The organism is Pseudomonas sp. Irchel 3H3 (genome assembly GCF_900187635.1).
In the GTDB taxonomy this organism is placed as follows: domain Bacteria; phylum Pseudomonadota; class Gammaproteobacteria; order Pseudomonadales; family Pseudomonadaceae; genus Aquipseudomonas.
The window spans coordinates 1-25,970 of record NZ_FYEC01000048.1; the positions used below are offsets into that span (position 1 = coordinate 1).

Annotated in this window: 17 protein-coding genes, 1 pseudogene and 1 riboswitch; of the genes and pseudogenes, 8 read left to right on the forward strand and 10 right to left on the reverse strand. The window is 63.7% G+C overall.

Going from position 1 to position 25,970, the window contains the following annotated elements; genetic code table 11:
* The first annotated feature begins 431 nt into the window (after window positions 1-431).
* Window positions 432-636: riboswitch (cobalamin riboswitch) on the forward strand.
* 204 nt (window positions 637-840) lie between these two features.
* The 3 genes and pseudogenes from CKW24_RS27050 to CKW24_RS27060 all read left to right on the forward strand — a co-directional run.
* Window positions 841-2,706, forward strand: a complete 1,866-nt coding sequence (locus CKW24_RS27050) for a TonB-dependent siderophore receptor (RefSeq protein WP_256585548.1) — start codon at window positions 841-843, stop codon at window positions 2,704-2,706.
* Window positions 2,707-2,719: 13 nt separating this feature from the next.
* A complete protein-coding gene (locus tag CKW24_RS27055) occupies window positions 2,720-3,091 on the forward strand; it encodes a ferredoxin (RefSeq protein WP_095171884.1) in 372 nt (123 codons plus the stop codon).
* Window positions 3,084-3,992: pseudogene (locus tag CKW24_RS27060) on the forward strand (ABC transporter substrate-binding protein); the annotation flags it as partial. The gene CKW24_RS27055 and the pseudogene CKW24_RS27060, both read left to right, overlap by 8 nt.
* Before the next feature lie 12 nt (window positions 3,993-4,004).
* On the opposite strand, the gene CKW24_RS27065 reads toward CKW24_RS27060, so the two are convergent.
* The gene (locus CKW24_RS27065) at window positions 4,005-5,078 is read right to left on the reverse strand and encodes a diguanylate cyclase (protein WP_095171886.1); all 1,074 of its coding nucleotides are present in this window, start codon (window positions 5,076-5,078) and stop codon (window positions 4,005-4,007) included.
* Between the two features lie 227 nt (window positions 5,079-5,305).
* Between CKW24_RS27065 and CKW24_RS27070 the strand changes: the two genes are divergently transcribed.
* From CKW24_RS27070 to CKW24_RS27080, 3 genes are all read left to right on the forward strand, one after another.
* Window positions 5,306-6,760: an NAD(P)/FAD-dependent oxidoreductase gene (locus CKW24_RS27070; protein ID WP_095171887.1), complete on the forward strand. Its 1,455-nt coding sequence runs from the start codon at window positions 5,306-5,308 to the stop codon at window positions 6,758-6,760.
* 20 nt (window positions 6,761-6,780) lie between these two features.
* Window positions 6,781-7,710, forward strand: coding sequence for an alpha/beta fold hydrolase (locus tag CKW24_RS27075; protein WP_095171889.1), 930 nt, complete (start codon window positions 6,781-6,783; stop codon window positions 7,708-7,710).
* Window positions 7,711-7,890: 180 nt separating this feature from the next.
* Entirely contained in the window at window positions 7,891-9,288 is a 1,398-nt protein-coding gene (locus tag CKW24_RS27080; RefSeq protein WP_177440727.1) for a VOC family protein, read from the forward strand.
* A 279-nt stretch (window positions 9,289-9,567) separates the two neighbouring features.
* Here CKW24_RS27080 and CKW24_RS27085 read toward each other — a convergent pair whose 3' ends face one another.
* The 4 genes from CKW24_RS27085 to CKW24_RS27100 form a co-directional block, all read right to left on the reverse strand.
* A complete protein-coding gene (locus tag CKW24_RS27085) occupies window positions 9,568-10,146 on the reverse strand; it encodes a hypothetical protein (protein WP_095171892.1) in 579 nt (192 codons plus the stop codon).
* 142 nt (window positions 10,147-10,288) lie between these two features.
* Entirely contained in the window at window positions 10,289-11,362 is a 1,074-nt protein-coding gene (locus CKW24_RS27090) for a lipocalin-like domain-containing protein (RefSeq protein WP_095171894.1), read from the reverse strand.
* Window positions 11,352-13,829, reverse strand: a complete 2,478-nt coding sequence (locus tag CKW24_RS27095; protein ID WP_095171895.1) for an ABC transporter permease — start codon at window positions 13,827-13,829, stop codon at window positions 11,352-11,354. The genes CKW24_RS27090 and CKW24_RS27095 overlap by 11 nt, the downstream gene beginning before the upstream one ends.
* Window positions 13,826-14,497, reverse strand: a complete 672-nt coding sequence (locus CKW24_RS27100) for an ABC transporter ATP-binding protein (protein WP_095171897.1) — start codon at window positions 14,495-14,497, stop codon at window positions 13,826-13,828. Before CKW24_RS27100 ends, CKW24_RS27095 begins: the two co-directional genes overlap by 4 nt.
* 151 nt (window positions 14,498-14,648) lie before the next feature.
* Between CKW24_RS27100 and CKW24_RS27105 the strand changes: the two genes are divergently transcribed.
* Window positions 14,649-16,622 (forward strand): alkyl/aryl-sulfatase, encoded by a 1,974-nt coding sequence (locus CKW24_RS27105; protein ID WP_095171899.1) that lies wholly within the window; start codon window positions 14,649-14,651, stop codon window positions 16,620-16,622.
* Window positions 16,623-17,540: 918 nt separating this feature from the next.
* Here the strand turns inward: CKW24_RS27105 and CKW24_RS27110 are convergent.
* From CKW24_RS27110 to CKW24_RS27130, 5 genes are all read right to left on the reverse strand, one after another.
* Window positions 17,541-18,944: a DUF1254 domain-containing protein gene (locus CKW24_RS27110; protein WP_095171901.1), complete on the reverse strand. Its 1,404-nt coding sequence runs from the start codon at window positions 18,942-18,944 to the stop codon at window positions 17,541-17,543.
* Between the two features lie 3 nt (window positions 18,945-18,947).
* Entirely contained in the window at window positions 18,948-20,303 is a 1,356-nt protein-coding gene (locus CKW24_RS27115) for a DUF1254 domain-containing protein (protein WP_095171902.1), read from the reverse strand.
* Between the two features lie 72 nt (window positions 20,304-20,375).
* Window positions 20,376-21,713, reverse strand: a complete 1,338-nt coding sequence (locus CKW24_RS27120; protein ID WP_095171904.1) for a DUF1329 domain-containing protein — start codon at window positions 21,711-21,713, stop codon at window positions 20,376-20,378.
* 12 nt (window positions 21,714-21,725) lie between these two features.
* Entirely contained in the window at window positions 21,726-23,552 is a 1,827-nt protein-coding gene (locus tag CKW24_RS27125; RefSeq protein WP_095171905.1) for a DUF1302 domain-containing protein, read from the reverse strand.
* Window positions 23,553-23,650: 98 nt separating this feature from the next.
* Complete coding sequence (locus CKW24_RS27130) at window positions 23,651-24,514, reverse strand: AraC family transcriptional regulator (protein ID WP_095171907.1); 864 nt, start codon at window positions 24,512-24,514, stop codon at window positions 23,651-23,653.
* A gap of 98 nt (window positions 24,515-24,612) precedes the next feature.
* On the opposite strand from CKW24_RS27130, the gene CKW24_RS27135 reads away from it, so the two are divergent.
* Window positions 24,613-25,542, forward strand: coding sequence for a LysR family transcriptional regulator (locus tag CKW24_RS27135; protein WP_095171909.1), 930 nt, complete (start codon window positions 24,613-24,615; stop codon window positions 25,540-25,542).
* The last annotated feature ends 428 nt before the right edge of the window (window positions 25,543-25,970 follow it).

Consider the following 25,970-nt stretch of genomic DNA (forward strand, 5'->3'; position numbering starts at 1 on the left):
TCTGGCTCTGGATTTTGATCCTGGGCGCCCCGTTAACCACGCTGGCCGAACGCAGGCTTGAAGCCGTGGGTAACCCGGCAGGACGCCGGGTTAGCCGCCCCGCGCCATGGATGGCGCGTGGCGGCGGCCCACGGATTCAAGCCGGAGTGAGGGCACACCGAGCCTAAGCGAGGTGCCGAGTGGTGGGGAAAGAGCGTTTTGCTTACTTTTGCGCTGTCCAAAAGTGAGCCGCCGTCAGGCGGAACCATAGGAGGCCGTTACCGCAGAAATGGATATGTACCCCGCCTAATCCAACCCCCCAGAGGCCGCCACGCAAGCAAGCTCCCTCGCCCCAGGCCGCTACAAATTTGTGTAGATACCTACGGCCATCGCGAGCAAGCCTTGCACCTAGCGCCCACCTGATTATTTGACGAACGGTCATCCGAGTGTTCAGATACCGCCCAGTTTCAGGTGCCTCATGCCGCCGTGCATGAGGTGAAACGGGAAACCGGTGCGCCCTTTCAGGGTTAGTCCGGTGCTGCCCCCGCAACGGTAAGCGAGTGACGCGTTCGACAGACCACTGGGCCCAAAGGCCTGGGAAGGTGAACGCTTCGAGCCTCGCAAGCCCGGAGACCGGCCTGAAATTTCTGTTTGGCAAACCTGCGGTGGGCGGGCATGGGCCGGTATTGGCGCGTGTCCGGTACTTTCTCCTGCGTGCTTCTGCGAAGATTTTTTTCGAGAAGACCAAAAATGACTCAGATTCCAACTCCTTCCAACCAGGACCTGCGTCCTGCGCGACTGTATGCCTGTGGCGCCCTGCTCTGCCTGATCAGCCCACCCGCCCTGGCCGACACCTCGGCCATGACCCTCGACCAGCAACTCGTCAGCGCCCCGTCGGTGGAATCCACCACCGTCGCCGAAATGGCGCGGTTCGGCAGCAAGGTCGAGATCATCGACCGCGCCCGGATCGAACGCGCCGGCCCCGACGCCGACATCACCCGCGTGCTGCAGATGTCGGTGCCCGGCCTCTACGTCGCGCCGAAAAACGGCCCCTTCGACTACGCCAACTATTCGCTGCTGGGTGGGCGCAACGACGACACGCTGATCCTGCTCGATGGTGTGCGCCTGAACAATCGCCTGTACGGTGGGCTCTACCTCGACACCCTACCGGCCAATGCCATCGAACGCATCGAAGTGCTCAAGGGCGGACAAAGCCTGCTGTTCGGCACCCAGGCCGTGGCCGGGGTGATCAACATCGTCACCCGCAGCGCCCAGACCCGCGAGACCTCCGGTGAACTCAACATGGGCCTGGACAGTTTCATGGGCCGCAGCGGCGACGCGCGCGCCGAGCAGATCGTCAGCAACGGCTTTGGCGACCTTGGCTTGCTGGCGTACGTCAGCCACAACGTCTCCGACGGCTACCAGCCATTTCGCAGCAGTGACATGCGCAGCACCGCCACCGACCGCAAGCGCGGCTACGAAGTCAGCACCTTTGGCGCCAAGGCCACCCAGGCCTTCGGCGACGATTCGCGCCTGGAACTGTTCTACCAGTACAGCGACGCCAACCTGGACTTCGCCCGCCCCACGGACAACCGCAACACCAGCAACGACCGGGTGCAACAGATCGCCACGGCGACCTTCGAACAGCAGGTCAATCAAGACCTGAGCTACTTCCTCAAAGGCCATGTCAACGACTGGGACACCCGCTACACCCGGGTCTACAACCTCGAAGGCGGTGGCACCCGGGTGCTCAATCACAACGACTACTGGGGCTTCACCGACTGGGGCCTGCAGGCCGAGGGCAAGGCCGAACTGCCCGGTGGCCACGTACTGGTGTTCGGCAGCGACAACCAATGGTTCAAGGGCCAGGACGATGTCATGGTCATCGACAACCAACAGGCCGAAGCCCACGCGCTGTATACCCAATTGCGCCCGGTGATCGCCGCGCTACCGGACTGGCACCCGAGCATCGGCGTTCGCCAGGAGCACCTGAGCGGCGGTGAAAGCGCCACGGTCGGCATGCTCACTTCACTCTACGACCTGACGGAGCACTGGGCATTGCGAGGCCAGTTCGGCAGCGCCTACAAGCTGCCCAATGCCGAGCAGTTGTACGTCAACGAACCTGGCGAGGAGATGGGCAACCCCAACCTCAAGGCCGAGAAGAGCCGCAATGCCGAACTCGGCCTGGATTACCGGGGCACCCTGCTGGCCCGCGAATTCAGCGCCAGCGTCACCGGCTTTCGCCGGGAAATCGATGACCTGATCACCCTCGACGGCGACCAGTGGGTCAACGGTGATGGCCAGATCCTGGTGCGCGGTATCGAAGTCGACGGCCAATGGCAGCTCAATGATCGCTGGAGCCTGCAAGGCGACATGACCCGCAACCTGGTGGAGGGCCGCAACGGCGTGACCATCAGCAACATCCCGAGCTTCTTCGCCCGCTCACGCCTGGGTTATGAGTCGGACAATCGCTTGTGGGGGGCCGGAGGGGCGCTGCGCTACATCCGTTCGGTGGTCAGCGCCAAGGACGTGGATTACGGCCACTACTCGGTGGTCGATGCCGATGCCTATCGCTACCTGGACAACGCCCGGCGCCACCGCCTGAGCCTGCTGGTGGAAAACCTGTTCGACCGTGACTACGCCACCAGCATGACCACCGGCAGCCCGTCCGTGGAGAACCTCGGCCGGCCGTTCACCACCGAGGTGCGTTACACCTACCGTTTCTGAGGGAGTGCTTGCCATGGAAAATGACGTCAACGGCGTGCCGAGCGATCCGGCCTGGTCGAGCATCCCGCCGCACGCCCGCCAGGTGTTCTTGTGCACCGGGCCGCGGTGTGTGGCCAGGGGTTCCCTGGCGCTGTGGAAAACCCTGCGCCGGGAATTGCTCAAGCACGACCGGATCGAAACACCGGCGGGGGTCCTGCTGACCCGCACCGGCTGCCAGTTCCCCTGCAACCTGGGGCCGGTCCTGACCGTGTACCCGGATGCTTGCTGGTACCGGGTGCGCGATGACCAGGAGGTCAAGCAACTGGTGGACGGGCATCTGGTGGCGGGTGCGGTGGTCGCGCACCTGCTGATCGGCGCGCCTGCAGGAGATCCGTCCAATGCTTAGGCGAGTGCTGCTCAGTGTGTCGCTCTGTGCCCCGCTACCCGTACAGGCGCAGACCTACGACAACTGCGGGACAACCCGGGCAATCGAGCAGGCGCCGCAACGAATCATCGCGCTCAACCAGCACAGCGCCGACACTTTGCTGGCCCTGGGAGCCGGTCCGGCGCTGATTGGCGTGGCCTATATCGACGATGACAATGTGGCGATCGAACAAGGCGCCTACCGCGGCATCCCCCTGATCTCCAAACGTTATCCATCGGCTGAGGTGCTGTACACCCAGCACGCCGACCTGGTGGTGGGCGGGTTTGCCTCGGCCTTTGCGCAACACCTGAGCTCACGGCCGATGCTGGCTCGCCAGGGCATCGCCAGTTACCTGCTGGAGTCCGCCTGCGACCAGCGCTCGCTGGATTTTTTCGCGCACATCCGTGCCGACCTGCAAACCCTCGGCGCTCTACTGCAACGCCCCGGGCAGGCGCAGCAATTGAGCGCCGCCCTGGACGCCGACCTGGCCCGGGCCGCGGCGCTGCACAGCGGTGCCAAACCTTTATCGGTGTTCTACCTCGATAGCGAGGCGGACGGCCTGGACAGCGTCGGCAAAAACGCCTTTGTCACTGCCCTGCTCAGCGCCGCCGGGGCGCGCAACACCTTCGCCGAGGTCGACCTGGGCCGCCTGAGCGTGAGCCGCGAGACCTTGCTCGACAGTGACCCCGACGTGCTGTTGCTGGCCGACGCCGTCTGGTCTCCGGCCAGCCGCAAGCGTTATCTGCTGCGCCACGACCCGGTGCTCTCGCAATTGCGGGCAGTGAAGGAAAACCGCATGCTCGACGTACCATTCGCCCACCTCGTGCCAACGTTCGCCAGCGGGCGCGTGGCGCTGGAATTGGCGCAGCGTTTAAAGGAGATACGCATGGAGCTGCTACGGGACCCCTATGGCCACGCGCTGGACCAGCCCGTCGGCGTGGCAAATGACGCGGTTGCGGCCGGTGGTCTTGGCGGCGTACAGCGCCAGGTCGGCGTCGCTGAGCCATTGCGTGGCGTCGCTGTGCATCGGGTTGAACGCCGCCAGGCCGATGCTCAGGCTGACTTGCAGGGTCGGGCTCTGTTCATAGCCCAGGCCCGAGAAACGGTCGCGCAGGGCGTCCATCGCCTGGACCGCATGGGCCAGCGGCACGTCGGGGAGGATCACGCAGAACTCGTCCCCGCCGTAACGCCCCGCGACGTCCGTGGCGCGCAGGTTCTGCTTGAGGATCTTGCTCAACTGGCGCAGCACAATGTCCCCGGCGACATGCCCGTAGGTGTCGTTGATCGACTTGAAGTGATCGATGTCGATCAAGGCAATCGCCCCGCCGGCCTGCTGACGCTGGCAGCGCTGGAACTCGATTTCCAGGGCGTCTTTCCAGGCCCCGTGGTTCAACAGCCCGGTCAGGCTGTCGGTGCGACTCAGGGCCAACAGTTCACGTTTGCTTTTGCCCAGGGCATGGGTCTGGCGAAAGCAGATCCAACCGAGTGCCAGTGGGTAGAAGGTCAGCAACGGCAAGCAGGCATACATCTGCAAGGAACTGGTCGGCGGGATGAAGGCCGGCAGGAACAACAACAGCCCAAGCCCCAACCCCAGCAGTTGGGCCAATAGACCGGCGAGCAGGAAGCGCAAACCGCCAATGGCCACGTTGTTCATGGCCATCATCGACAGTGTGGCAACGCTGGGTAACGGGTTGAACTGCATGGCCGCCACCCAGAAGCCGCCCATGAACGAGTCAAGCAACAGGTTGCGATATTCCGCGCGATACGGCACCGCCGAGCGGCGGGTCCACTGGTACGCCAGGTGCGGCCATACCAGGCCGTTGAACAGCATCAATGCCACCAGCCAGACCGGCGGCTTGAGCGGCAGCAGCGCCGCACCCACGCACAACAGGCCCAGCACCAGGCCGAGGGAGCGCGAGGTGTACAGCCTCTTGGCCATTGAAAGTCCCTTTCCTGCAACAGGTTGCATAGGGGGCCAAAGCTCCTCTTGGTACGGCAGATGGGAACCCTGCGACAGCTAGTCCCGCAGACGGCAACACATCGGAGTCTATCAGGGCAACGTCAAATTGCCATCACCGTCCAGCAGCCAGAAAAAGCCGGCCCAGCCTACCCTGCGCCGAAAGATTGACTATAAATGACAGGGACTCATCGCACCGCTGGCGCGGGTGTGCGGCACGACGAAAAACGAGGAGGAGCATGCACACCCATCAGGTTCTGATCATCGGCAGCGGTTTTGGCGGCCAGTGTGCGGCGGTCAATCTGCTCAAGGCAGGTATCGACGATTTCCGTCTGCTGGAGCGGCGTGATTTTTTTGGCGGCACCTGGTGTCAGAATACCTACCCCGGCGCCGCAGTCGATGTGCCCTCCCCGCTCTACTCCCTGTCGTTCGCCTCCTGGCCCTGGACGCAGATGTTCGCCGAGCAGGCCGAGCTGCACCGCTACACCCAACATGTGGTCGAGCACTACCAACTGCGTGACAAGGTCGAGTTGCAGGCCGATGTCGAGCGGGTCGAATGGGACGACAACGCCCGGCAATGGCAGGTCTTCACCCGTGGCAAAGGCACCTTCCGGGCGCAGTTCCTGATCAACGCCTCCGGACCGCTGAGCCAACCGGTGATCCCGGCGTTCGAGGGCCTGCCACGTTTTGCCGGCAGCACCTTTCACAGCAATGCCTGGGATCACCGCTACGACTACCGCAACAAGCGGGTCGCCATCGTCGGCAGCGGTGCCAGCGCGGCGCAGATCATTCCCAGCATTGCGCCGCAGGTCGCCCACTTGCATGTGTTCCAGCGCACCGCGCATTGGGTGCTGCCCCGCGCCGACCGCAGTTTCGGCCGCTTCCAGCGCTGGCTGCTGGGACTCAAGCCGGCCTACAAGCTGCTGCGCTGGCTGATCTACTGGCAATTCGAAACCCGGGTGATTGCCTTCAAGTATTCGAAAACCGCCCTCAAGCTGGTGCAACAGCAAGCGCTCAATCATCTCAAGCGCCAGGTGCCGGACCCGCAACTGCGACAAAAGCTCACCCCGGACTTCACCATCGGCTGCAAGCGGGTGATTCTGTCCAGCACCCTATACCCGGCGCTGAGCCGCGCCAACGTTACCCTGCACGGCCGCGACCAGGGCATCGCCGCACTGGACGAACGGGGCATCCGCACCCTCGACGGCCAGCACCTGGAGCTCGACCTGATCGTCTGGGCCACCGGCTACGACGCCACCGACGGGGTGATCAATTATCCGGTGCTGGGCAAACACGGCACTCGCCTGAGCGACGTCTGGGCGCTCTACCCACGCGCCTACCTGGGTACCAGCCTGCCGGACTTTCCCAACCTGTTTATCGTCACCGGCCCCAACACTGGCATTGGCCATACCTCGGCGCTGTTCATCATCGAGTCGCAGATGAACTACATCCTCGACTGCATTCGCACCCTCAAGGCGCAGGGCCTGCGCAGCATAGAAGTACGCAAGGAGGCCGAAAGCGCCTATACCGAAATGATCCACCAGCAGATGCAGCGCACCGTGTGGAAATCCGGTGGCTGCCACAGCTGGTATCAAAGCAAGAGCGGTCACGTGATCGCGATGTTTCCCGGATTCAGTTTCAGCTACCACCAACTGACGCGCCGACTGAAACCGGGCGACCACATCCTGTCCTGACGAGTACTGGGGAGAACGCGATGGTAATTGTGCTGATCCTTGCGCTGCTGCTGGTCTACTGGACCTGGCGCACCTGGCCGCGTCTCGGCCACCTGCTGTACGACGCCAGCACGGCGTTGGAGGCGCGCCTGTATCGCCTGGAAAAAATCACCATGCCGATTGCCGAAATGGGCATGGTCACCTACCAGGGCGGGCCTGACACGCCGGACCGAACCCTCCTGCTGCTCCACGGCTACAGCGCCGACAAAACCATCTGGCTGCGCTTCGCCCGGCATTTTGTCGACGACTGCCGGGTGATCATCCCCGACCAGGCCGGCCATGGCGAAACCGGGTTCAAGGCCGGTGGCGGCTATGACATCCCGACCCAGGCCGAACGGATGATCCAGTTGCTCGATGCCTGCGGGATCGGCAAGGTCCACGTGATCGGCAATTCCATGGGCGGCTACGTCGCCGCGTGGCTGGCGGCCGCCCATCCAGGACGTATCGCTTCGCTGACGCTGATCGACCCCGCAGGCCTGAGCTCACCCGAGCCCAGCGACATGGAGCGGTTGCTGGCCGCCGGCATTAATCCGTTCCTGATCCACTCGCCAGCCGACTTCAAGCAGCTCTATCGGATGACCATGGCATCCCCGCCCTGGGTCCCGGGCGTGGTGCTGGCGGCCATTGCCGAACGCTACCAGGACCGGCGCGAAGAACTGGCGGAGATCTTCGAGGACTTTCACGCCAGCCAGCCGATCGGGTCCCGGCTGGGGCAGATCCATGCTCCCACCTTGCTGCTGTGGGGGCGCGAAGACCGCTTGCTGCATGTCAGCAGCGCCGAGGTCTGGGCCAAGGGCATCGCCGGCGCCCGCCTGGAAATCTGGGACGGTATCGGCCACATGCCGATGGTCGAACGCCCGGCGCAGACTGCAGCCTTGTTTCGGCAGTTTCTTGAGCGCCCGCGGCGTTAGGCCGCCGCCAAAGGGCAGTCGAAAAACTACTGATACGCCCAGCCGACAGCTAGAGACGTGATAACGAGCTGTGCAGCAGTCGTTTGCAGAATGAAGTTCGGAAGAAACTTCGTTTGCAAGCCTCGCCAGCGCCGAACAGAATCGGCCTACTTCACTGTCACTGCGCCGGGATTCCTATTCATGAGCAACCAGAACGTCGTCAGCCCTGACCTGATCCGCCAACGCTTCTCGCGGGCGATGTCGGACATGTACCGCGAAGAAGTGCCGCTGTACGGCGCCTTGATGGAGCTGGTAGCCCAGACCAACGCCCAGGTGCTGGAGCAGGATCCGGCCATCGCCCGGCAACTGCGTGCGACCGGTGAAATCGACCGCCTGGACCTCGAGCGCCATGGCGCGATCCGCGTCGGCAGCGCCAGCGAACTGGCCACCCTGTGCCGGCTGTTTGCGGTAATGGGCATGGAGCCGGTGGGTTACTACGACCTTACCCCGGCCGGGGTGCCGGTGCATTCCACGGCGTTTCGCGCGGTGCATGAAAGCGCCCTGCAGATCAGCCCGTTTCGTGTGTTCACCTCGCTGCTGCGCCTGGAACTGATCGCCGACCCCGAGTTGCGCGCCTTTGCCGAATCGGTGCTGGCCCGGCGCTCGATCTTCACCACCCAGGCCCTGGAACTGATCGACCAGGCCGAACAGCAAGGCGGTCTCGACGAAGCCCAGGCCGAGGCGTTTGTCGAACAGGCACTGGAGACTTTCCGCTGGCACCACCACGCCACAGTCACCGCCGCGCAGTACCAGCAACTGAGTGCCCAGCACCGGCTGGTCGCCGATGTGGTGGCGTTCAAGGGCCCGCACATCAACCACCTGACTCCGCGCACCCTGGACATCGACATCGTGCAGGCGCAGATGCCCAGTCATGGCATCACCCCCAAGGCCGTCATCGAAGGCCCACCCCGTCGCCAGTGCCCGATCCTGCTGCGCCAGACCAGCTTCAAGGCGCTGGATGAAGCCATCGCCTTCACCGACCAGCAGCAGGCCAGTGGCAGCCACAGCGCGCGCTTCGGCGAAATCGAGCAACGCGGCGCTGCCCTTACGCCCCAAGGCCGGGCTCTTTATGACCGGCTGCTGAATGCCGCCCGCGACGAGCTGCAGGACTTCCCCAACGAAGCCAACGCCGAACGCTACAACCGCCTGATGCACCAGCACTTCGAAGCGTTCCCGGACAGCTACGCCGCCCTGCGTGAGCAAGGCCTGGCCTACTTCCGGTTTTTCGTCACTGAACAAGGCCGCGCCGCCCCTGCCCAAGCGCTCGCGGGCCTGAGCCTGGACGCTTTGCTGCAGGCCGGTTTCCTGCGGTTCGAGCCGCTGGTGTACGAGGATTTCCTGCCAGTCAGCGCCGCTGGGATCTTCCAGTCGAACCTCGGCGATGCCGCCCAGACCCACTATGCACAGCACTCCAACCACGCCGCGTTCGAGCAGGCGTTGGGGCGTTCGACCATCGATGAGCTGGGGTTGTATGCGCAAACGCAGCAACGTTCGCTTGAAGAGTGTTACGCGGCGTTGAATCTGCCAGCGCGAAACTGAGGCACGAACATTCAGAAATGTTGTACATCTGAATGTTGTTTGTCGAACTTTTTAGAGAGGAGTTCGCCCAGTGTCATAACCTGGCAATCCTTGCACTGGTAAAGAGCCATGGCACTGGGCGAACGGCGGTGATTTTAATGCAAGTTGGCAGATATGTCCGGTGACAAATTCTGAATAAATGTGCACGACATATTTCAACAGAATTCATAAGCGAAAAAAAACGAAACCCGGTATGGGGTCACCATCACCGGGTCTGGTTTTATCGTGCGGCAATAAATCTTAGTGTGCAGTGGTGACCTTCAGCACGTCGGTGTAGACCACCACCACGCTCTGGTCGACCTTGAGGTTTTTGAGCTTGGCCTGCAGCTCAGGTTTTTCCACGGTCACGGTCTTTTTCAGGCCTGCCGGGTTCTGCAGCGTTACCTGGTTTTTCGCCAGGTCAATGGCGGTGATTTTCAGCTGGACCTTGACCTGACGGTAGGCGGTGCCGCCTGGGTTCGGATTGTTCTCGGTGGCGCGCATTTCGCCGACCCGCTCAACCGAGCCTGGCAGGCTCTTGTCGACATCGGTATCAAGGAACGTGCCGACCGAACGGATAACGTCCAGCTGCACCTTGTCACCGGCCTTGAGGTTGCCCAGGTCCTTGGCTTTGTCGCTCAACTGGATGTGCACCGGCTTGCCTTCGGCGCCTTCGAGTACCACTTCATGATTGGCTGCATCGACGGAAATCACCTTGGTGATCACCTGGTTGGCCTCCACTACTTCCGCCAGTGGAATATCCGCAGCGTAGGCACTGAGGCTGCCGGTAGAAAGCAGGGTGGCAAGTGTGATGGCTTTGGTCAGTGTATGAAGCTTCATGGCGATACATTCCCTGTGCAATAAAATATGGGCAGTGACTTACTACGCAAGCCTAAAGTCTTGTGTGTCGAGTGAGCATAGACATAGATCAGCACTTTTCCTAAAACATTCCTGAACAGGGTCGCGGACTGCGACTGACCACTCAATAACCGGTCATTTCCAGGTAACCGGTGCCCGGGTGAGTGCCACTCACTTGCACCGGACCCTCCCAATAAGGAATGCGCAAGGCCATCCAGGCCCTGGGGTTCAGCGCCGCGACCCGAATGTCCAACCCTTCGCCCGCCACCTTGAGCGACCACTGGGTTGGCAACTGGCGCCCCGCCACCTCGCTACGAGCCAGAGGCGTCAGACTGATGTCCTGGCGTGACAAGCTCCGGCTGCTGCCGTCCGGGTTGATCCAGGTGCCATTGAGGTAGCCTTGCCCGTCTTTCTCCCGGACCCGGAACAGCATCAGGTGCGCGCCACTGTCCAGGTGCAGGGAGAACCAGTCCCAGCCGCTCTGCCCGGCCAGCAATGGCTGGCTGCTCCACTCCCGATCGAGCCAGGCCGGGCCGCTGACCTGGTAACGCACGCCGTCGATCTCCAGGGTGCCGCGCGCCTGGAAAAACGGCTGGCTGTAGTAGTACGAAGCCTGGCCCTGCTCGGACTTGCGACTGAAACCCTGCTCGCCCTGCAGCACCAATGGCCGGTTGGTCGTCAGTTGCAGCTGATAGGCAAAGCCCGCGCCACTGGCCTGCACCTGCATCTCGGCCAGCGGTTCCTGGGCATCAGCCCGGGTGCTCAGGCGCCAGTCATCGATCCACGCATCAAAGGGCACGCCCTGCACCCCGGCCTGACCCACTGCGCCGCGCGCGTAGCGTTCGCCAGCATGGTGCACGGTGGCCGAGGTCACGGCGGCGTGCCCCAGCCAGATCACCTGGCTGGCCCAACCTGGTTGTTCGGGACCGGGCTTGAGCGCGTTGCGAAACAGCGTCCACTGCACTCCGAACTCCCGCCCCTGGGCATCCTTGAGATTGGCCGTGAGGTACCACCATTCAATGCGATAGCCGTCGTGGGCGGCGTGATCGGCGGGAAAGCTGAACGTGCGTCCGGGTGTCACCTGACTGAAGGCTGCCGCGTCGCTACCCAGGCCGGCGAACCCCTGGTCGCCCGACGGCTCATCGCACCCGGTCAATCCCAGCACCAGCAGCAACGCAGACAGCCGGTTAATCTTCATGGGCAAATCGCCTGAGCAAGTCCGCAGGCTGGCTGCGGTACAGCTTGAACAAGGGCCAGGCCGAAGCCAGCAGCGTGGCCAACAGCGCCAACCCCATCAGTTGCGCCAATTGCAGGGGAAACACCCGCAACGGCAGGCGCCAGCCGAATGCCTGCACATTGATCACCGTGTCCAGGCACCAGGCCAGCGCGATGCCCAGGGGCAACGCCAGCACCAGGGTCAGCAACGCCAGTAGCCAGGTCTGCCCGAGGTTGAGCAGCATCAACTGGCGGCGGGTCACCCCCAGCGCCCACAGCGGTGCCAATTGCCCGAGACGACTTTCGCTTTGGGTCAACAGGCTGATGAACAAAGCCACGCCGGCCACCCCCAAGGTCAGGCTATTTAGCGCCGCGGTGGCGGCAAAGGTGCGCTCGAAGACCTCGCTCGACCAGCCCTTGAGTCGGGCCTGGTCGACGATGCGGCTGTCATCCAGGGCAAAGTCCCTGTGCAAGGCACTGACCAGCGCGGGAATCCGTGCCGGCTGCAGCCGCAGGTTGAAACGACTGGGGGCCAGCCCCGGCCAATGCCGTAGCAACTGCTGGGCATTCACCAACAAGTGCCCCTTGGGGTTGCCGTAGTCGGCGTAGATCCCGATCAATTGCACCGACCACGGCCCCTGGGGCGTGGCAATGCTCAGGTGATCGCCCAGGCGCACCTTGAGTCGGCGTGCCAGTTGCTCGCTGAGCATCAGCCTGTCCCCCGTCGCCAACTGGTCCCAGGGTTGCTCCCCCAGGGCTTCGAGCAAGGGCCAGTGCGCACGGTAGCTGGGGTCGTCGATCACCCCGTAGAGGTCCGCCGGCCAACCTTGCAGCGACAGCGCGACCTGCCAACTGGGCAACACCGCATCGAGGTGTTGCCGGGGCAGCCAGTCCTGCAATGCGGTGGCCTGCGCCGGGTTCTGCGGATTGACGTAGAGCTCGGCGCTGAGCCGTTGCTCCAGCCAGTCATTGAAGGTCAGGCGAAAGCCGGCGGTCATGCTGCCAGCCCCGATGTTGGCGGCCAGCGCCAGCAACAGCGCCATCAGGGCCAGGCTCAGGGCCGGCAATTGCTGGCGGCAATCGGCGAGAAACCACTGCCCGAGTACCGAGTGCCGGCGCCGCGCCAACAGATTCAGCAGCGCATCAAGCAGCACCGGCAACCCCAGGGCTGCCCCCAGCAGCAGCGCCGCCATCAGCACAAAACCACTGGCCAGGCTGTCGCCCCAGCCCCATGCCAGCAGGCCAATCACCGCAGCCCCCAGGGCGACCCAGGCCTGGCGTCGCAACCAGCGGGCGTGGGCCTGGTGCCAGGCCTGCGGATTGGCCAGCGCCAGCAGTGGCATGCGCGCCGCACGCAGCAGGCTGTTGCCCCCCGCCAGCAAGGCACCCAACAGGCTCAAGCCCAGGCCACTGAACCACCACCAGGGGCTGAGGCTCAACTGCCCCGCCACCTCGGCGCCGTACAACCCACGCAGGCTGGCGGCAACGTCGGGCAGCAAGACACTGGCCAGCAGGTAACCGCTGGCCACCCCCAACAGACCGCCGAGCAAGGCCAGGCCTGCCAGTTCCAGGCACAGGCAGCCGATCAGCGTTCGCCCGCTCACGCCGCAGGCGCGCAGGGTCCGGAACAGGCCTCGGCGCTGCTCCAGGGCCAGGCCGATGGCGGCGTGGACGATAAACAGGCCGACGACAAACGACAGCACGCCCAAGGCATCCAGATTCAGGTGAAAGCTCTCGGTGAGCCGCGCCAGATTGTTTTCTTCGCCACTGTGTTTGAGCTGCAAGCGCGCGCCCAGTGAGCCGGGCAACGGCGGCGCGCTGGCGGCAAATTCCTTGGGCAGCAGCAGGCGCGAAAGCTGCCCGGGCAATTGCAGCACCTGCTGCGCCACGCCGATGTCCACCAACAGCACGCCGGGCGCCATGTCGGCTTGCCCGTGCAGCGCCGGCAAGGTGCGGCCCGTGGTGGTCAACGGCCGGTCGCCTTCCTTGAGACCCAGGACCTGCAAGGTTGTCGGGGCAATCCAGGTCCGTCCCGGCGGGCTGACAAAGTCGACCATCTGCTCAAGCTTCAGGGTTTGTCCGGCCAGCGCCGAGCCGATGGGTAACGACAGGGGCTCGATGCCCAGTAGTTGCAATCGCTGGTCGGGCTGATCCTTGAGCTGGATCCGCGCCTGCAACACTGGCGACACTGGCCAGCCCACCCGGCGCAACTCGACGAACAGCTGTTGCCCGAAGGTTGCGCCATCGACGGCTGTGAGGCTGGCCTGGGGTTCGCCGCCGATCAACTGACTGGCCCGGGCGTAGCTGTCGCGCGCCTGGCTGTTCAGCGCCTCGACCCCAGTCAGCAGGCCGCTGGCCAGCCACAAGCCGGTGAGCACACTGAACAACTGCACCGGGTGCCGGCGCCAGTGACTGAGCAGCGCGCGCAAGGTTTCCCGCCAGACTTTCATGACCGCGGGCCGGGGTCGACCAGGCGTCCGCCGTGCAACACCACCCGCTGCGCCAGCCGCGCCGCGATCCGCGGACTGTGGGTGACCATCAGCAAACTGCTGGGGCTGTCGGCGAGCAGTTCGAGCATCAAGTCGAGCACCTCATCGCTGGTGCTTTCATCGAGACTGCCGGTGGGCTCGTCGGCCAGCAACAAGGGCGGTCGCGAGGCCAGCGCCCGACCCAGCGCCACGCGCTGCTGCTGGCCGCCGGACAATTGTTCCGGGTAGCGCTTGAGCAGATCCCCCAGGCCCAGGCGTTCCACCAGTTGCGCCTGCCAGGCCGGATCAAGGCGCCCGGCCAGACGCGCCTGGAAGGCCAGGTTGTCTTCCACGCGCAAGCTGCCGATCAGGTTGAACTGCTGGAACACCAGGCCGATTTCAGTGCGTCGCCAGTGGGCCCGCTGGCGTTCGTTCATCCGCTCCAACGGCTGCTGGTTGATCCGGATGCTGCCGCGATCGACCTGGTCCAGCCCGGCCACCAGGTGCAGCAGCGTGCTTTTTCCACTGCCCGACTCGCCCATCAGCGCCAGGCTACTGCCCTGTTCCAGGCGCAGGTCGACCCCCAACAACACCGCCAAGGGTCCCTGGGCGGTGGCGTAGCTCTTGAACACCCCTTGAACCTCCAGCATGGGCAACGCTCGCTCGGTGACAGAGAGCTCAAGGATAGCGGACCGGGTCATCGGCCCTGCATGGTTTTTGTCGTTTGACGATTGCCGGGGTGCCAAGTGCGCGCCCTAAGCTCAAGACTGGAATAGCCATAACGATAAAAACGGAGACTCCATGCCTCGTTTCACACTGTCCACCCGTGGCCTGCTGGCCGCCTTGATCGCCGCCTGCCTGGCCCAGTCCGCTGGTGCCAGCCAAGGCCCCGCCGCCGCCAGCCCCCTGACCGCTGCCAGCAACGCCGCCGTCCTCAAGCAATTGCCTTTCAGCGACCGCACCGACTACGAGTCGGTCAACCGCGGATTGATCGCCCCGTTCAAGGGCCAGATCAAGAGCGCCGACGGCAAGGTGATCTGGGACATGCAGGCCTACGCCTTCCTCGACAAGGACCAGGCCCCCGACACCGTCAACCCGAGCCTGTGGCGCCTGGCCCAGCTCAGCGCCCACGCCGGGCTGTTTGAAGTCAGCGACAAGATCTATCAGGTGCGCGGCCTGGACCTGGCCAACATGACCATCATCGAAGGCGATGACGGGCTGATCATCATCGACCCCTTGACCATGGCCGAAACCGCCAAGGCCGCCCTCGACCTGTACTACCAGAACCGTGCGCACAAGCCGGTGGTGGCGGTGATCTACAGCCACACCCACGTCGACCACTTCGGTGGCGTGCGCGGGGTGATCGACGAAGCCGACGTCAAGGCCGGCAAGGTCAAGGTGTTCGCGCCATCGGGGTTCATGGAACATGTGATGAGCGAGAACGTCTACGCCGGCAACGCCATGAGCCGCCGTGCGCAGTTCCAGTTCGGCAGCCTGTTGCCCCGGGGCGACAAGGGCCAGGTGGACGCCGGCATGGGCAAGAACACGCCATCGGGCGGCACCATCACCCTGATCCCGCCGACCGACCTGATCAGCCAGGAAATCGAGACTCGCACCATCGCCGGCATCGAGGTGCAGTTCCAACTGACCCCGGGCACCGAAGCACCGTCGGAGATGAACCTCTACCTGCCGCAGTTGCGAGCCTTGTGCATGGCGGAAAACGCTACGCAGATGATGCACAACATCCTCACTCCGCGCGGCGCCCCGGTGCGCGATGCCAAGGCCTGGTCGCAATACCTGGACAGCAGCCTGACGCGTTACGGCGACAAGGCCGACGTACTCTTTGCCCAGCACAACTGGCCGACCTGGGGTGGCGAACGCATCCGCACCTTCCTCGCCGATCAGCGCGACATGTATGCCTTCCTCAACGACCGTACCCTGCACCTGTTGAACCAGGGCCTGACGCCGATGGAGATCGCGCAGAACATGCAAAAGCTCCCGGGCGACCTGGAGAGCAAGTGGTACACCCGCAGCTACTACGGCTCGCTGAGCCACAACTCACGGGCGGTGTATCAGCGCTATATGGGCTTCTATGACGGCAACCCGTCGAACCTCAACCCGCTGCCGCCGGTGGAAACCGCCAAGCATTATGTCGAGGCCATCGGCGGTAGCGCGGCCGTGATTGGCAAGATGCGTGAGGCCATGACCAAGGGTGATTACCGCTGGGCCACGCAACTGGGCAATCAGTTGATGTTCGCCGAGCCGGACAACAGCGAAGGCCGCGAAACCCAGGCCCAGGCGCTGGAACAACTGGGCTACCAGAGCGAGAACGCCACCTGGCGCAACATGTACCTGACCGCCGCCATGGAACTGCGCAACGGTGTGCCACCGACTGCCGGCAGTTCGGTGTCGGTGGACATGGTGCGGGCGCTGACCCCGGAGATGTTCTTCGACTTCCTGGCCATTCGCCTGAACAGCGAAAAAGCCGTAGGTCATGACCTGACGTTGAACTGGACCTTCGACGACCCGAACCAGGCCTACAACCTGACCTTGCGCAACGGCGTGCTGACCCACCGCAGCGGCAGCAATCCCCAGGCCGACGCCAGCGTCAGCATGAGCAAGGCCACCCTGGAGCAAATCAGCCTCAAGCAACTGGACTTCCCGACGGCGATCCAAAAAGGCTTGGTCACGTTGCAGGGCGACGGCAAGAAACTGGGTCAGCTGCTGGGCAGCCTGGACACCTTCAGCCCGCAGTTCAATGTGGTTACGCCCTGATCGCGGGCAAGCCGCAAGCGGGCGCCCGCTCCCACAATGGTTTTGGGTGCTCACAGATTCTGTATACACCACATCAAACCTGTGGGAGCGGGCTTGCCCGCGATGGCGGTGTGTCAGGCACCATCGATGTTGAATGGGCTGGCCCCATCGCGGGCAAGCCCGCTCCCACAGTGGTTTTGGGTGCTCACAGATTTTGCATATACCCAGCAAACCTGTGGGAGCGGGCTTGCCCGCGATGGCGGTGTGTCAGGCACCATCGATGTTGAATGGGCTGGCCCCATCGCGGGCAAGCCCGCTCCCACAGTGATTTTGGGTGCTCACAGATTTTGCATATACCCAGCAAACCTGTGGGAGCGGGCTTGCCCGCGATGGCGGTGTGTCAGGCACCATCGATGTTGAATGGGCTGGCCCCATCGCGGGCAAGCCCGCTCCCACAGTGATTGGGTGCTCACAGATTTTGCATATACCCAGCAAACCTGTGGGAGCGGGCTTGCCCGCGATGGCGGTGTGTCAGGCACCATCGATGTTGAATGGGCTGGCCCCATCGCGGGCAAGCCCGCTCCCACAGTGATTTTGGGTGCTCACAGATTTTGCATATACCCAGCAAACCTGTGGGAGCGGGCTTGCCCGCGATGGCGGTGTGTCAGGCACCATCGATGTTGAATGGGCTGGCCCCATCGCGGGCAAGCCCACTCCCACAGTGATTTTGGCTGTTCACAGATTCTGTATACACCACATCAAACCTGTGGGAGCGGGCTTGCCCGCGATGGCGGTGTGTCAGGCACCATCGATGTTGAATGGGCTGGCCCCATCGCGGGCAAGCCCACTCCCACAGTGATTTTGGCTGTTCACAGATTCTGTATACACCACATCAAGCCCGCTCCCACGGTGGTTTGGGGTGCTCGCGATGCCGGTGGGTCAGGCCTGGACGATCTCCACCGCCGGCATCTGCCAACGCTGCTCGATCACCTGCCGCTCGGGGCCGTACAGGCGCAGGATCAGGGTGAAGGCGCCGTCTTGTGGGGCCGGCAACCAGTTGCTCGAGGTCTCGGGGGCGGTGCTCTGCACCAGCAGGGTCAGGCCACCGTCGGCGTCCGGCTGCAGGTGATCGCGGCTGCTCAGGCAATAGCGATCGATGGGGTTGGCCACCAGTTGCCGGTCCGGCAGCTCGTAGAGGGTCAGTGACCAGAATTCGCTGGCCGGTGGCAACTGCCCCGGGGCAAAGCGCAGGCGGTAGCGGCGCCCGCCCACCAACGACTGACCCTGGTTGTCCCGCTGGCTGCCGGTGTAGAACGCCTCTTCGACGCTGTTGCCGTAGATACCCATGGCCGCCCCCAGGGCGCGGTTGAGGTAGTTGTTGTGCATGGCTTCGCGGTTGCCGAACATGCCCAGGGTGCTACGGACCTTGGCCCCGGCGACCTTCATCTCTGCCTGGGCCTGCTGGATACCCGCCAGCAATGCCTGCAACTGCAGGGCAGACAACGCGGCCGGATCAAAAGCTTGCCCCGCAACGACGCCGATCCGCGCAAAGCGTTCACGCAACGCTTGCTCGCTCGGTTGGACCGGACACAGCGTGAGGATCTGGTTCAACTGATTGATGAACCCTGGCCCCAGCCCGGTCTTGCTGTCCCACGCCTGCCACGCGATGGCGGGTGCTGCTACGGGTGCCGGGGTGCCGGCATACTCGTGCAGCGAGCGCAGGCGATACTGCTGCTGCAAGGCACGCACCGCCGGCATGTCCTCGGTGTTCTTCAGCGCGGTGCGGCCCAGCACCATGACGATCTCGGTTTCACTGCGCAGCACGGCCTTGATCCCGGCCGGGGTTGCGCCCGTCCAGGCGGGCCCGGCGATCAGGTAGTCCCCCGCCTCGCGCCCGGTGCTCAGCACCCCGACATAGGCAAAGTTGTGGGTGTATTGATCCACCAGCTGGTGCACGTAGTAACGGTCCTCGGCCACTGCCGGCACGCTCAAGACCTGTGGCTCACTGCGCAGGTCCAGCCAGGCCCAGGAGTACGGCGTGTCATTGTTCGGCGTGACAATTTCGCGGTTCTTCGGCGTGTACAGGCTGCTGTAGTGACGAAAGCGATTGAAGCCGCCGACATACTCGACAGCACTGGGGTCGAGCACCTGCTTTTCCATGGTCTGGTAGTGCATCAGCATCGGGTATGCGTAGATCCACGCGTCCCGGGTGATGGCCTGGATATCCTCGGCAGAGGTTGGGTAGACCTGGCTGGCGGCCAGCAACCAACTCGGACACGCCAGTGCGGCACCGGCCACACTCATGCCAGCGAGCAGACGACGGCGGCTGAAAGGAGCATTCATGGTTCAGCCCTCGCCCTTGATGGCTTCGATGGTCGGTAATGGGTAGCTGCCGTCCAGTGCCCGCTGTTGTGGCAGGTACAACCGCAGCATCAGGTTGAACGGCCCTTGCGGCGTCGGCAGCCAGTTGCTCTGGGCGTCCTGTGCCGGGGTCGCGTGCGCCAGGGTCAGGGTCAGGCCGCCATCGGCGTCGTATCGCAGGTCGGGGCTGCGATCACCCAGGGAGTAACGCGCCAGCGGGTTGGCCACCAGCAATTGGCTCTTGCCGTCGTACAGGGTCAGGGACCAGAAGGCATTCACCGGTGGCAACTGCCCGGCGGCGAAATGCAGGCGATAGGTTTTATTGCCATCGAGTAGTTGGCCCTGGGCGTCGTGCAGTGCCATGGGATACAGCGCTTCGGCAGGATCATTGGCATAGATGTAGCGCCAGGCCACGGCCGCGCGAGTCAGGTCATCGTCACCGAACTTGCCGACGTTGGACGGCGAGCGGAACCAGCCTTGCTGTTCCACGGACAGTTTGCTGGAGGCCACTCGCACCTGTTCGCGGCCGGCTTCGGCGCCTTCGGCCACTGCGTCCTTGAGGTCTTGCGGCGGCACGAATGCGCCGCCTGGCTGGATGCCGATTTCGGCATAGCGTGCCAGCTTCTGCTGTTCGGCGGGGGTCCACTGGTGCAGCGCCGCGAGGCGATTGAAGCGCTCGAACAACGCCACCGCCGGCCCCTGCTTGCTGTCCTCATAGGCCGGTAACTGCAGGGTGGGCAGCGCCGCGGGTGCCGGGTTCCCCAGCGCCTTGGACAGGGGCTGCAAGGCGTAGCCCTTGAGCACCTGCGCCGCCTGCGTGAGATCGTCGGCACCCTTGACCTCGGTGCGCCCGATCAGGAACACCACGCGGCTCGGCGAGCGAATCACCCCGCTGAAACCGGACGGCACCTCACCCTGCCAGTCTGGACCGGCGATCAGGTAGCGCCCGGCCTTGCTGCCGGTCGCGCGGGTGCCGATGTAGTCAAGGTTGTCGGTGCGCAGGTCCACTAGTTGGAAGTTGTAGTATCGCCCCTCGACCTCGGGGACTTGCAGCACCTGGGGTTCGCCGCGCAGGTCGAGCAAGGCGCGCGAGTAGAAGGTGTCGTTATTCGGGGAAACCACTTTGTTGTCTTGCGGGCCGAGCAGTCGTGGCTCGCTGTACAGCATGTTGAACGGCAGCTTGGCGGCGATGGCGCTGAGCACCTTGAGGTGTTCGCCGGTGGCGTAGGCAAACACATAAGCCTCTTGGGCCAGGGCCCGGGCTTGCGGTTGATCGAGGCTGGCGGCTTGTACGGCGCTCGCGCTGAGCCCCAAGACTAATGCGGAAATCCAGTGGCGCATGGAAATGTCTCCTGACAGCAATGAATGCGGCGCCCAGTGCCCGCTTTGTAGGAGCGGGCCCCGCAGGACGGGTTACTTGGCCCAGCGTCGCAGGTCCGAGGGGGTGTAGTCGTCGGTCTTGGCGGCAAAACCCACGCGCATCGGCTCGGTCTCTTCGTTGGCCAGGCCTCCGGCGTAGTAGCGCCCGGCGATCAGGTCGTACGAGGTTTCCAGGACGTTGTAGGTGAACCCGTGATCGTAGTGCTGGATCGCGTGCAACTCACCGCTGCGCCACAGTTCGCCACGGCTGTCGTACTGATCCGATTGCGCGATCTGCCAGCTGTCTTCATCGATATAAAACCGACGCTTGCCGTAGATGTGCCGGGCATTGGGCTTGAGCGTGGCTTCCACCACCCAGACCCGGTGCTTCTCGTAACGGGCCAGGTCCTGGTTGACGTGGTTGGGCTTGATCACCGCGTCGTACTTGAGGTCGCGACTGCCGATCTTGTAGCTGTTGTAGGGGATGTACAGCTCTTGCTTGCCCACCAGCTTCCAGTCGAAACGGTCCGGCGCACCGTTGTAGCCATCGATGTTGTCGGCAGTAATCAGGCCGTTGCTGTAACGGGCGCTGTTGTCGTAGGCGATCATCGGCGCACGACGCACCCGACGCTGCCCCGGCAGGTATTGCCAGGCTGAACGCGGCTCGGCCACCTGGTCGATCGGCTCGTGCACCAGCACCGCTTCACCGGACAGACGGGCCGGTTCCAGCACCCGGCTCTTGAACATGAACAGGGTGTTGTTGCCCGGCTCAAGCCCGCTGATGGTGTCGGCGAAGTTGATCAACGACTGGTTGCGCACGTAGCTGGTGGCGCCGTTCTCGCGCACCAAAGCCGAGCTGCTGATGCGCTCGTAGCTGCCGCCACGGTAGCGGGTCATGTGGTTCCACATCACCTCCAGGGCTTCGGTGGGTAGCGGGAACGGAATGCCGTGGACGTAGTCGTGCAGGCCGTTGCCGCCATCGGCCAGGCTGGTCTTGGCGACGTTTTCCCGGCTCTGCTCGAGCACCGCCTTGGGCAGGTTGGCGCTGCGGTGCGTGGGGTAGATGTGCATCTTGTAGGTATCGGGGTAGCGCTTGAACATCGCCACTTGCCCCGGGCTCAGAAACTTCTGGTACTGCGCCAGGTTTTGCGCGGTGATGGTGAACAGCGGTTTCTCACTGGCGTAGGGGTCGCTGTACCCGCCCTTGGCGTCGACCGTGCCGGCGTTGCCCGCCAGCCCCCCGGTCCAGGCTGGAATACTGCCGTCGGCGTTGGCGGCCATTTCCGACCCCATCGGCGTCAGGGTCTTGCCCAGGGCCGCCGGATCACTGCCTTTGGCCTGCGCCAGGCTCGCCGCGCAGGCCAGGGCCAGCACACAAAGTTGCATACGCATCACTGATACTCCTTAGAAGTCGACCTTGAAGCTGACCGAGGCAAAATCGCGGTCGTCCAGGGTGCTGTAGTCGTTCGAGCCGAAGAAGCTGTTGTAGGCCAGCTCCACGCTGTAGTCGTTGAGGTAATTGGCGGTCAGGCTCAGGCCCAGCGCTTGCTGGCCTTCCTGGAACGGGCCCTGGGGGTCATAGGAATAACCCGAGACGTCGTGGCGCCAGTTGACCGCCGGGATCAGGTTGACCCCCGGGAACACGTCGCTGTATTCCAGGCTGGCACGCAGGCGATAACCCCAGGACCAGTCGGTGGCGAAGCCCTTGTCGGTGCAATATTGGTTGGTCACACCCGAGGCCACGGTGTTGCACTGCGCGCCATTTTTCGGGCTGCTGCGGCCAAAGGCGGCGTTGCGTCCCAGGCGCTCGTCACCCAGGTCCTCGATGTGCACCACCCCGGCCTCGCCGAACAGGCTCAGGCGCGTGGCACCGAGGATGTTGTCGTAGGCCTGGGTCGCCGAACCGGTCATCTGCCACACGCCCTTGCGCACCCAACCGTCGTAGCGGTCGCCATGGGTGTTATCAAACTCGCTCGGCAGGTCGACCCAGGAGCTGCCGCCCGGCCCGGAAATCACCGCGACGTTGATGTCCGGGGCGTTGATCGCCAGCGGCATGTTCGGCCGGTAGCTGATTTCGCCGGCCAGGGAGATGCCCGAATTCGGCTCGACGCCATTGAGGCTGAAACCGTACAGGCGAATGTCCTCGGGAAACGCCGCCGCATAGCTGGGGTTCTGGATGCCGCCGGGGAACGTCCCGGGCTGGGTGACATCCCGCGCGTCGAGGGTGAAGTACGGCAGGCGCGAGTGATAGTTGATGAAGTAGATCGCCGCTTCCGCGTCGTTCAGCGCCGGGATCATGTTGCGCAGGGCAAAGCCGAACTGGCCGTTATCGGACGGCGATTCGTTGCCACGGGAGGTGGCGTAGAGCCCGGTGCTCTGCATTTGCTGATCGGTCTGTACCTGGCTCAGGTACAGCGGTCCGCAGCCCTTCTGGATCGCGTCGCTGCTGGCGAAAAACGTGCCGCAGCCGTCGAGCACGCTGGGCCGCCAGTTGTACTGGTAAAAGCCTTCCAGGTTCAGAGTGTCGGTCAGGCCGAGGCTGAAGGAGAGCATCTCCACCGGCAACTGGCCTTCCTTGATCTCCACCCCGGGACGGTTGAACGCCGAGACGTCCAGCGGGTTGATCACGTTGATGCCGTTCTGGATCAACAGCGACTCACCCCAGGACAACACCTGGTTGCCGACCTTGACGTTGAGCGGGCGGTCAGCGACCACGAAGTCCTTCCACAGATAGGCGTCCAGGGTCTTGAAACCCTTGAACTTGGACAAGTCGTCCCAGCCCGAATCGTCGAACTGCTTGAAGCGTCCTTCGCCGTTTTCGTAGGCCTCGTCGTACCAGTACTTGAACCGCAGAAAGGCCCCCTGCCCTTGTCCATCAAGGCTGAAATCGGTCAGGCCCTTGAAGATCTGCGAGATCTGGTCTCCCTTCTCGAAGTTCAGCCGGTTGTCGTCGGCGCTGACGCTGCTGCCATTGGCCTGCACATGCTGTGCCTGCAGGGCATTGGCCCGGGTCATCATGCTTTTGTCGGGATTTTGCGTCGACCAACTGCTGCCCAGGGACAGGGTGGTCTTGGTCGACAGGCTCCAGTCTTCGTTGAACTCGAAGGTGGTCGCCTGGGCAGGTGCGACCATGGCCGCCAGGATGGCCAGGGCTAGCGGTTGCGGTCGGGTGTGGCCAAGCCTTTTGCGTCGTGGCGCGACGCAGGCGTTGGCCGAGCATGTTTTTATCATTATTAGGCTCCGGTCAGATGTACTCAGCCCGGTCAAAATGCCCAACAATCCAACAACAGGCGCAAGCGTGGCGCGACAAAAAATGATCATCCGGTTTTTTAGGCCGGGTCAGCGCAACCCTGGAAGTGCCCAAGGCGAAACTGCTTGGGGGTGATACCGAACTGCTTGCGGAAGGCGCGGATGAAATTGCTCGGCTGGCGATAACCCAGGCGCTCGGCAATCCGCTCGATTGGCTGGTCGCCAGCGGTCAACCAGTGCCGCGCCAGCTCCAGGCTGTCAGTGCGGGTCTCGTTGGGCGCTGCCGCTTGCCAGTGGCGCAGCATGCTCTGGTGCAAAAAGGGATGGGCGCTGAGCACCGGCAGTTCCAGGCTGAGCCTTGGCAGGATCAAACATGGATGCTCGGCCACCTCGGTGCTGACCCCCTGCCCATCCAGCCATTCGCCAGCCGCCTGCCCGGGTGCCAGGCGCACGCGGCTGAACAACTGGGCCGGTGCCAGGCCAACTCGCCGCGAAATGTTGCGCACCAGGCTCAAGGTGGCAGCATCAAGGCCAAAAAAATGCGGCATCTGCCGGGCCGGGCGCAGGTGCAGGCGGGCCTCGTCGGCGCTTTCCTCGAGCTCGGCCAGGACATGGTTGGTGACCCGCGGCAGATAGTCAGTAAAACAGCGCAGGCTGGCGCGCAAGGTGGCGGCCGAGTCCAGCAGGATGTTCATGCCTTGCAGGCAACTGGTGGCCATGCCATTGACCAGGTCACAGCCGAAGTGGCGCCCAACGCCGGCGTTCTCGCATTCACGCCACAACTGTTCCACCAGGTGCGCCGGGATGTGCTGGTGCTGGTCGTCGAGCCAGGACAGGCTGATACCGGCACGCTGCAACAAGACTTGCTCACACAGGCCGACCTGGCGGGCATGACTGAGGATGGTGCGGGTGAAGGCACTGGAGGCGAACGTTTGATCAGGCATGAGCGAGCGCTGCAGGCAAAAGAGGGTTGTACTTATGCCAGCCCGTATGCTATCGATCAAATGCATTAAAAGTATCCAACGAATGCAGGAGACGCATAGTGGACCTCCGTCAGCTTCGCCACCTGGTGGCCCTGGCCGATTACCGCAGTTTTGTGCGGGCGGCCGAGGCGATCAACCTCAGCCAGCCGGCCTTCAGTCGCAGCATCCAGACCCTGGAGCGCGACCTCGATTGCGCGCTGGTGGAGCGCAGCAGCCGCGAGTTTCGCCTGACCGGCCAGGGCCAACTGGTGCTGCAGCATGCCCGACGCCTGCTGGCGGGCAGCCAGGCGCTGCACAACGAGTTGATGCAATACAACGGCCTGACCGGCGGTGAGCTGCATTTCGGCTGTGGGCCCTACCCGGCGCAATTGCTGGTGCCCGAAGCCCTGGCCGAATTCATCAGCGCCCACCCGGCCATCCGTACCCGCTTTCACCAGGGTGATTGGGAACAACTGGCGGGCTGGCTCAAGGAGCAGCAGATCGAATTCCTGGTCGCCGATTCGCGCTACTTCACCGGCGATCCGCAGTACCAGGTGCAGTTACTGCGACCCCGTCGCGGGCGGTTCTTCTGCCGCGCCGGACACCCCTTGAGCCACGGCCGGCCGCTGGCACTGCGGGCCCTGCTCGACTACCCGGTGGTGGGCACGCGGATCCCGCCGATGATCCGCAAAATCCTCGCTGACGTGCAGGGCGAAGCCGACTTCGAGACCCGCGTGGAGTGTGCCCAGTTCGACGCGATCCGCCGCGTAGTAATGCGCTCCGACGCCGTGGGCCTCGCCACCATGGAAGCCTTGAGCGAGTTGGTGCTCAAGGGCGAAATCAGCCTGCTGAGCTTCACCGACATCCCCACAGACGACCCGGGACTGCAGCTGCATTACGGAATCGTCAGCCGCGCCGGACACTCCCTGACCCCGGCGGCCCTGGCCATGGTCGATGCGATTGTGCGGGTGGATCGACGCTTGCTGGAACTGGAAGGCGCGATGGTATAACCCACCCGGCCGACAAGCAGATCGCCGTGCGGCGACTTTTGATCTTGATCCCCCTGCACCGTCGGCAGGATTGAAAGGCGGCGAGGACTGCGTCCTCGAACGCAGCCTCGCGGGCTCGGCAGCTGCTACAGGGGATTGGGGTATTGCCGAGAAATGCGGTTTGGCGGAGATCGTCATCGCGGGCAAGCCCGCTCCCACAGGGGGGATTCCCACGCCAGTAAAGCAGGTCGGCCGGTAGGCCGCCTCGCCCGCTTTTACCACTCAGGCCGACTGTCAGGTCGCCGTGCTCTTGCTTTTGATCTTGATCTTGATCCACCCGCCCCTTCGGCAGGCTGAGCGAAGGTGTCCATCAGGGGGGAGGCGCGTAGCGCCGTGCGGCGAAGCCGCATGCATCGAGAGGAGGTGCAGCGAAGCAAACCGTAGGCGAT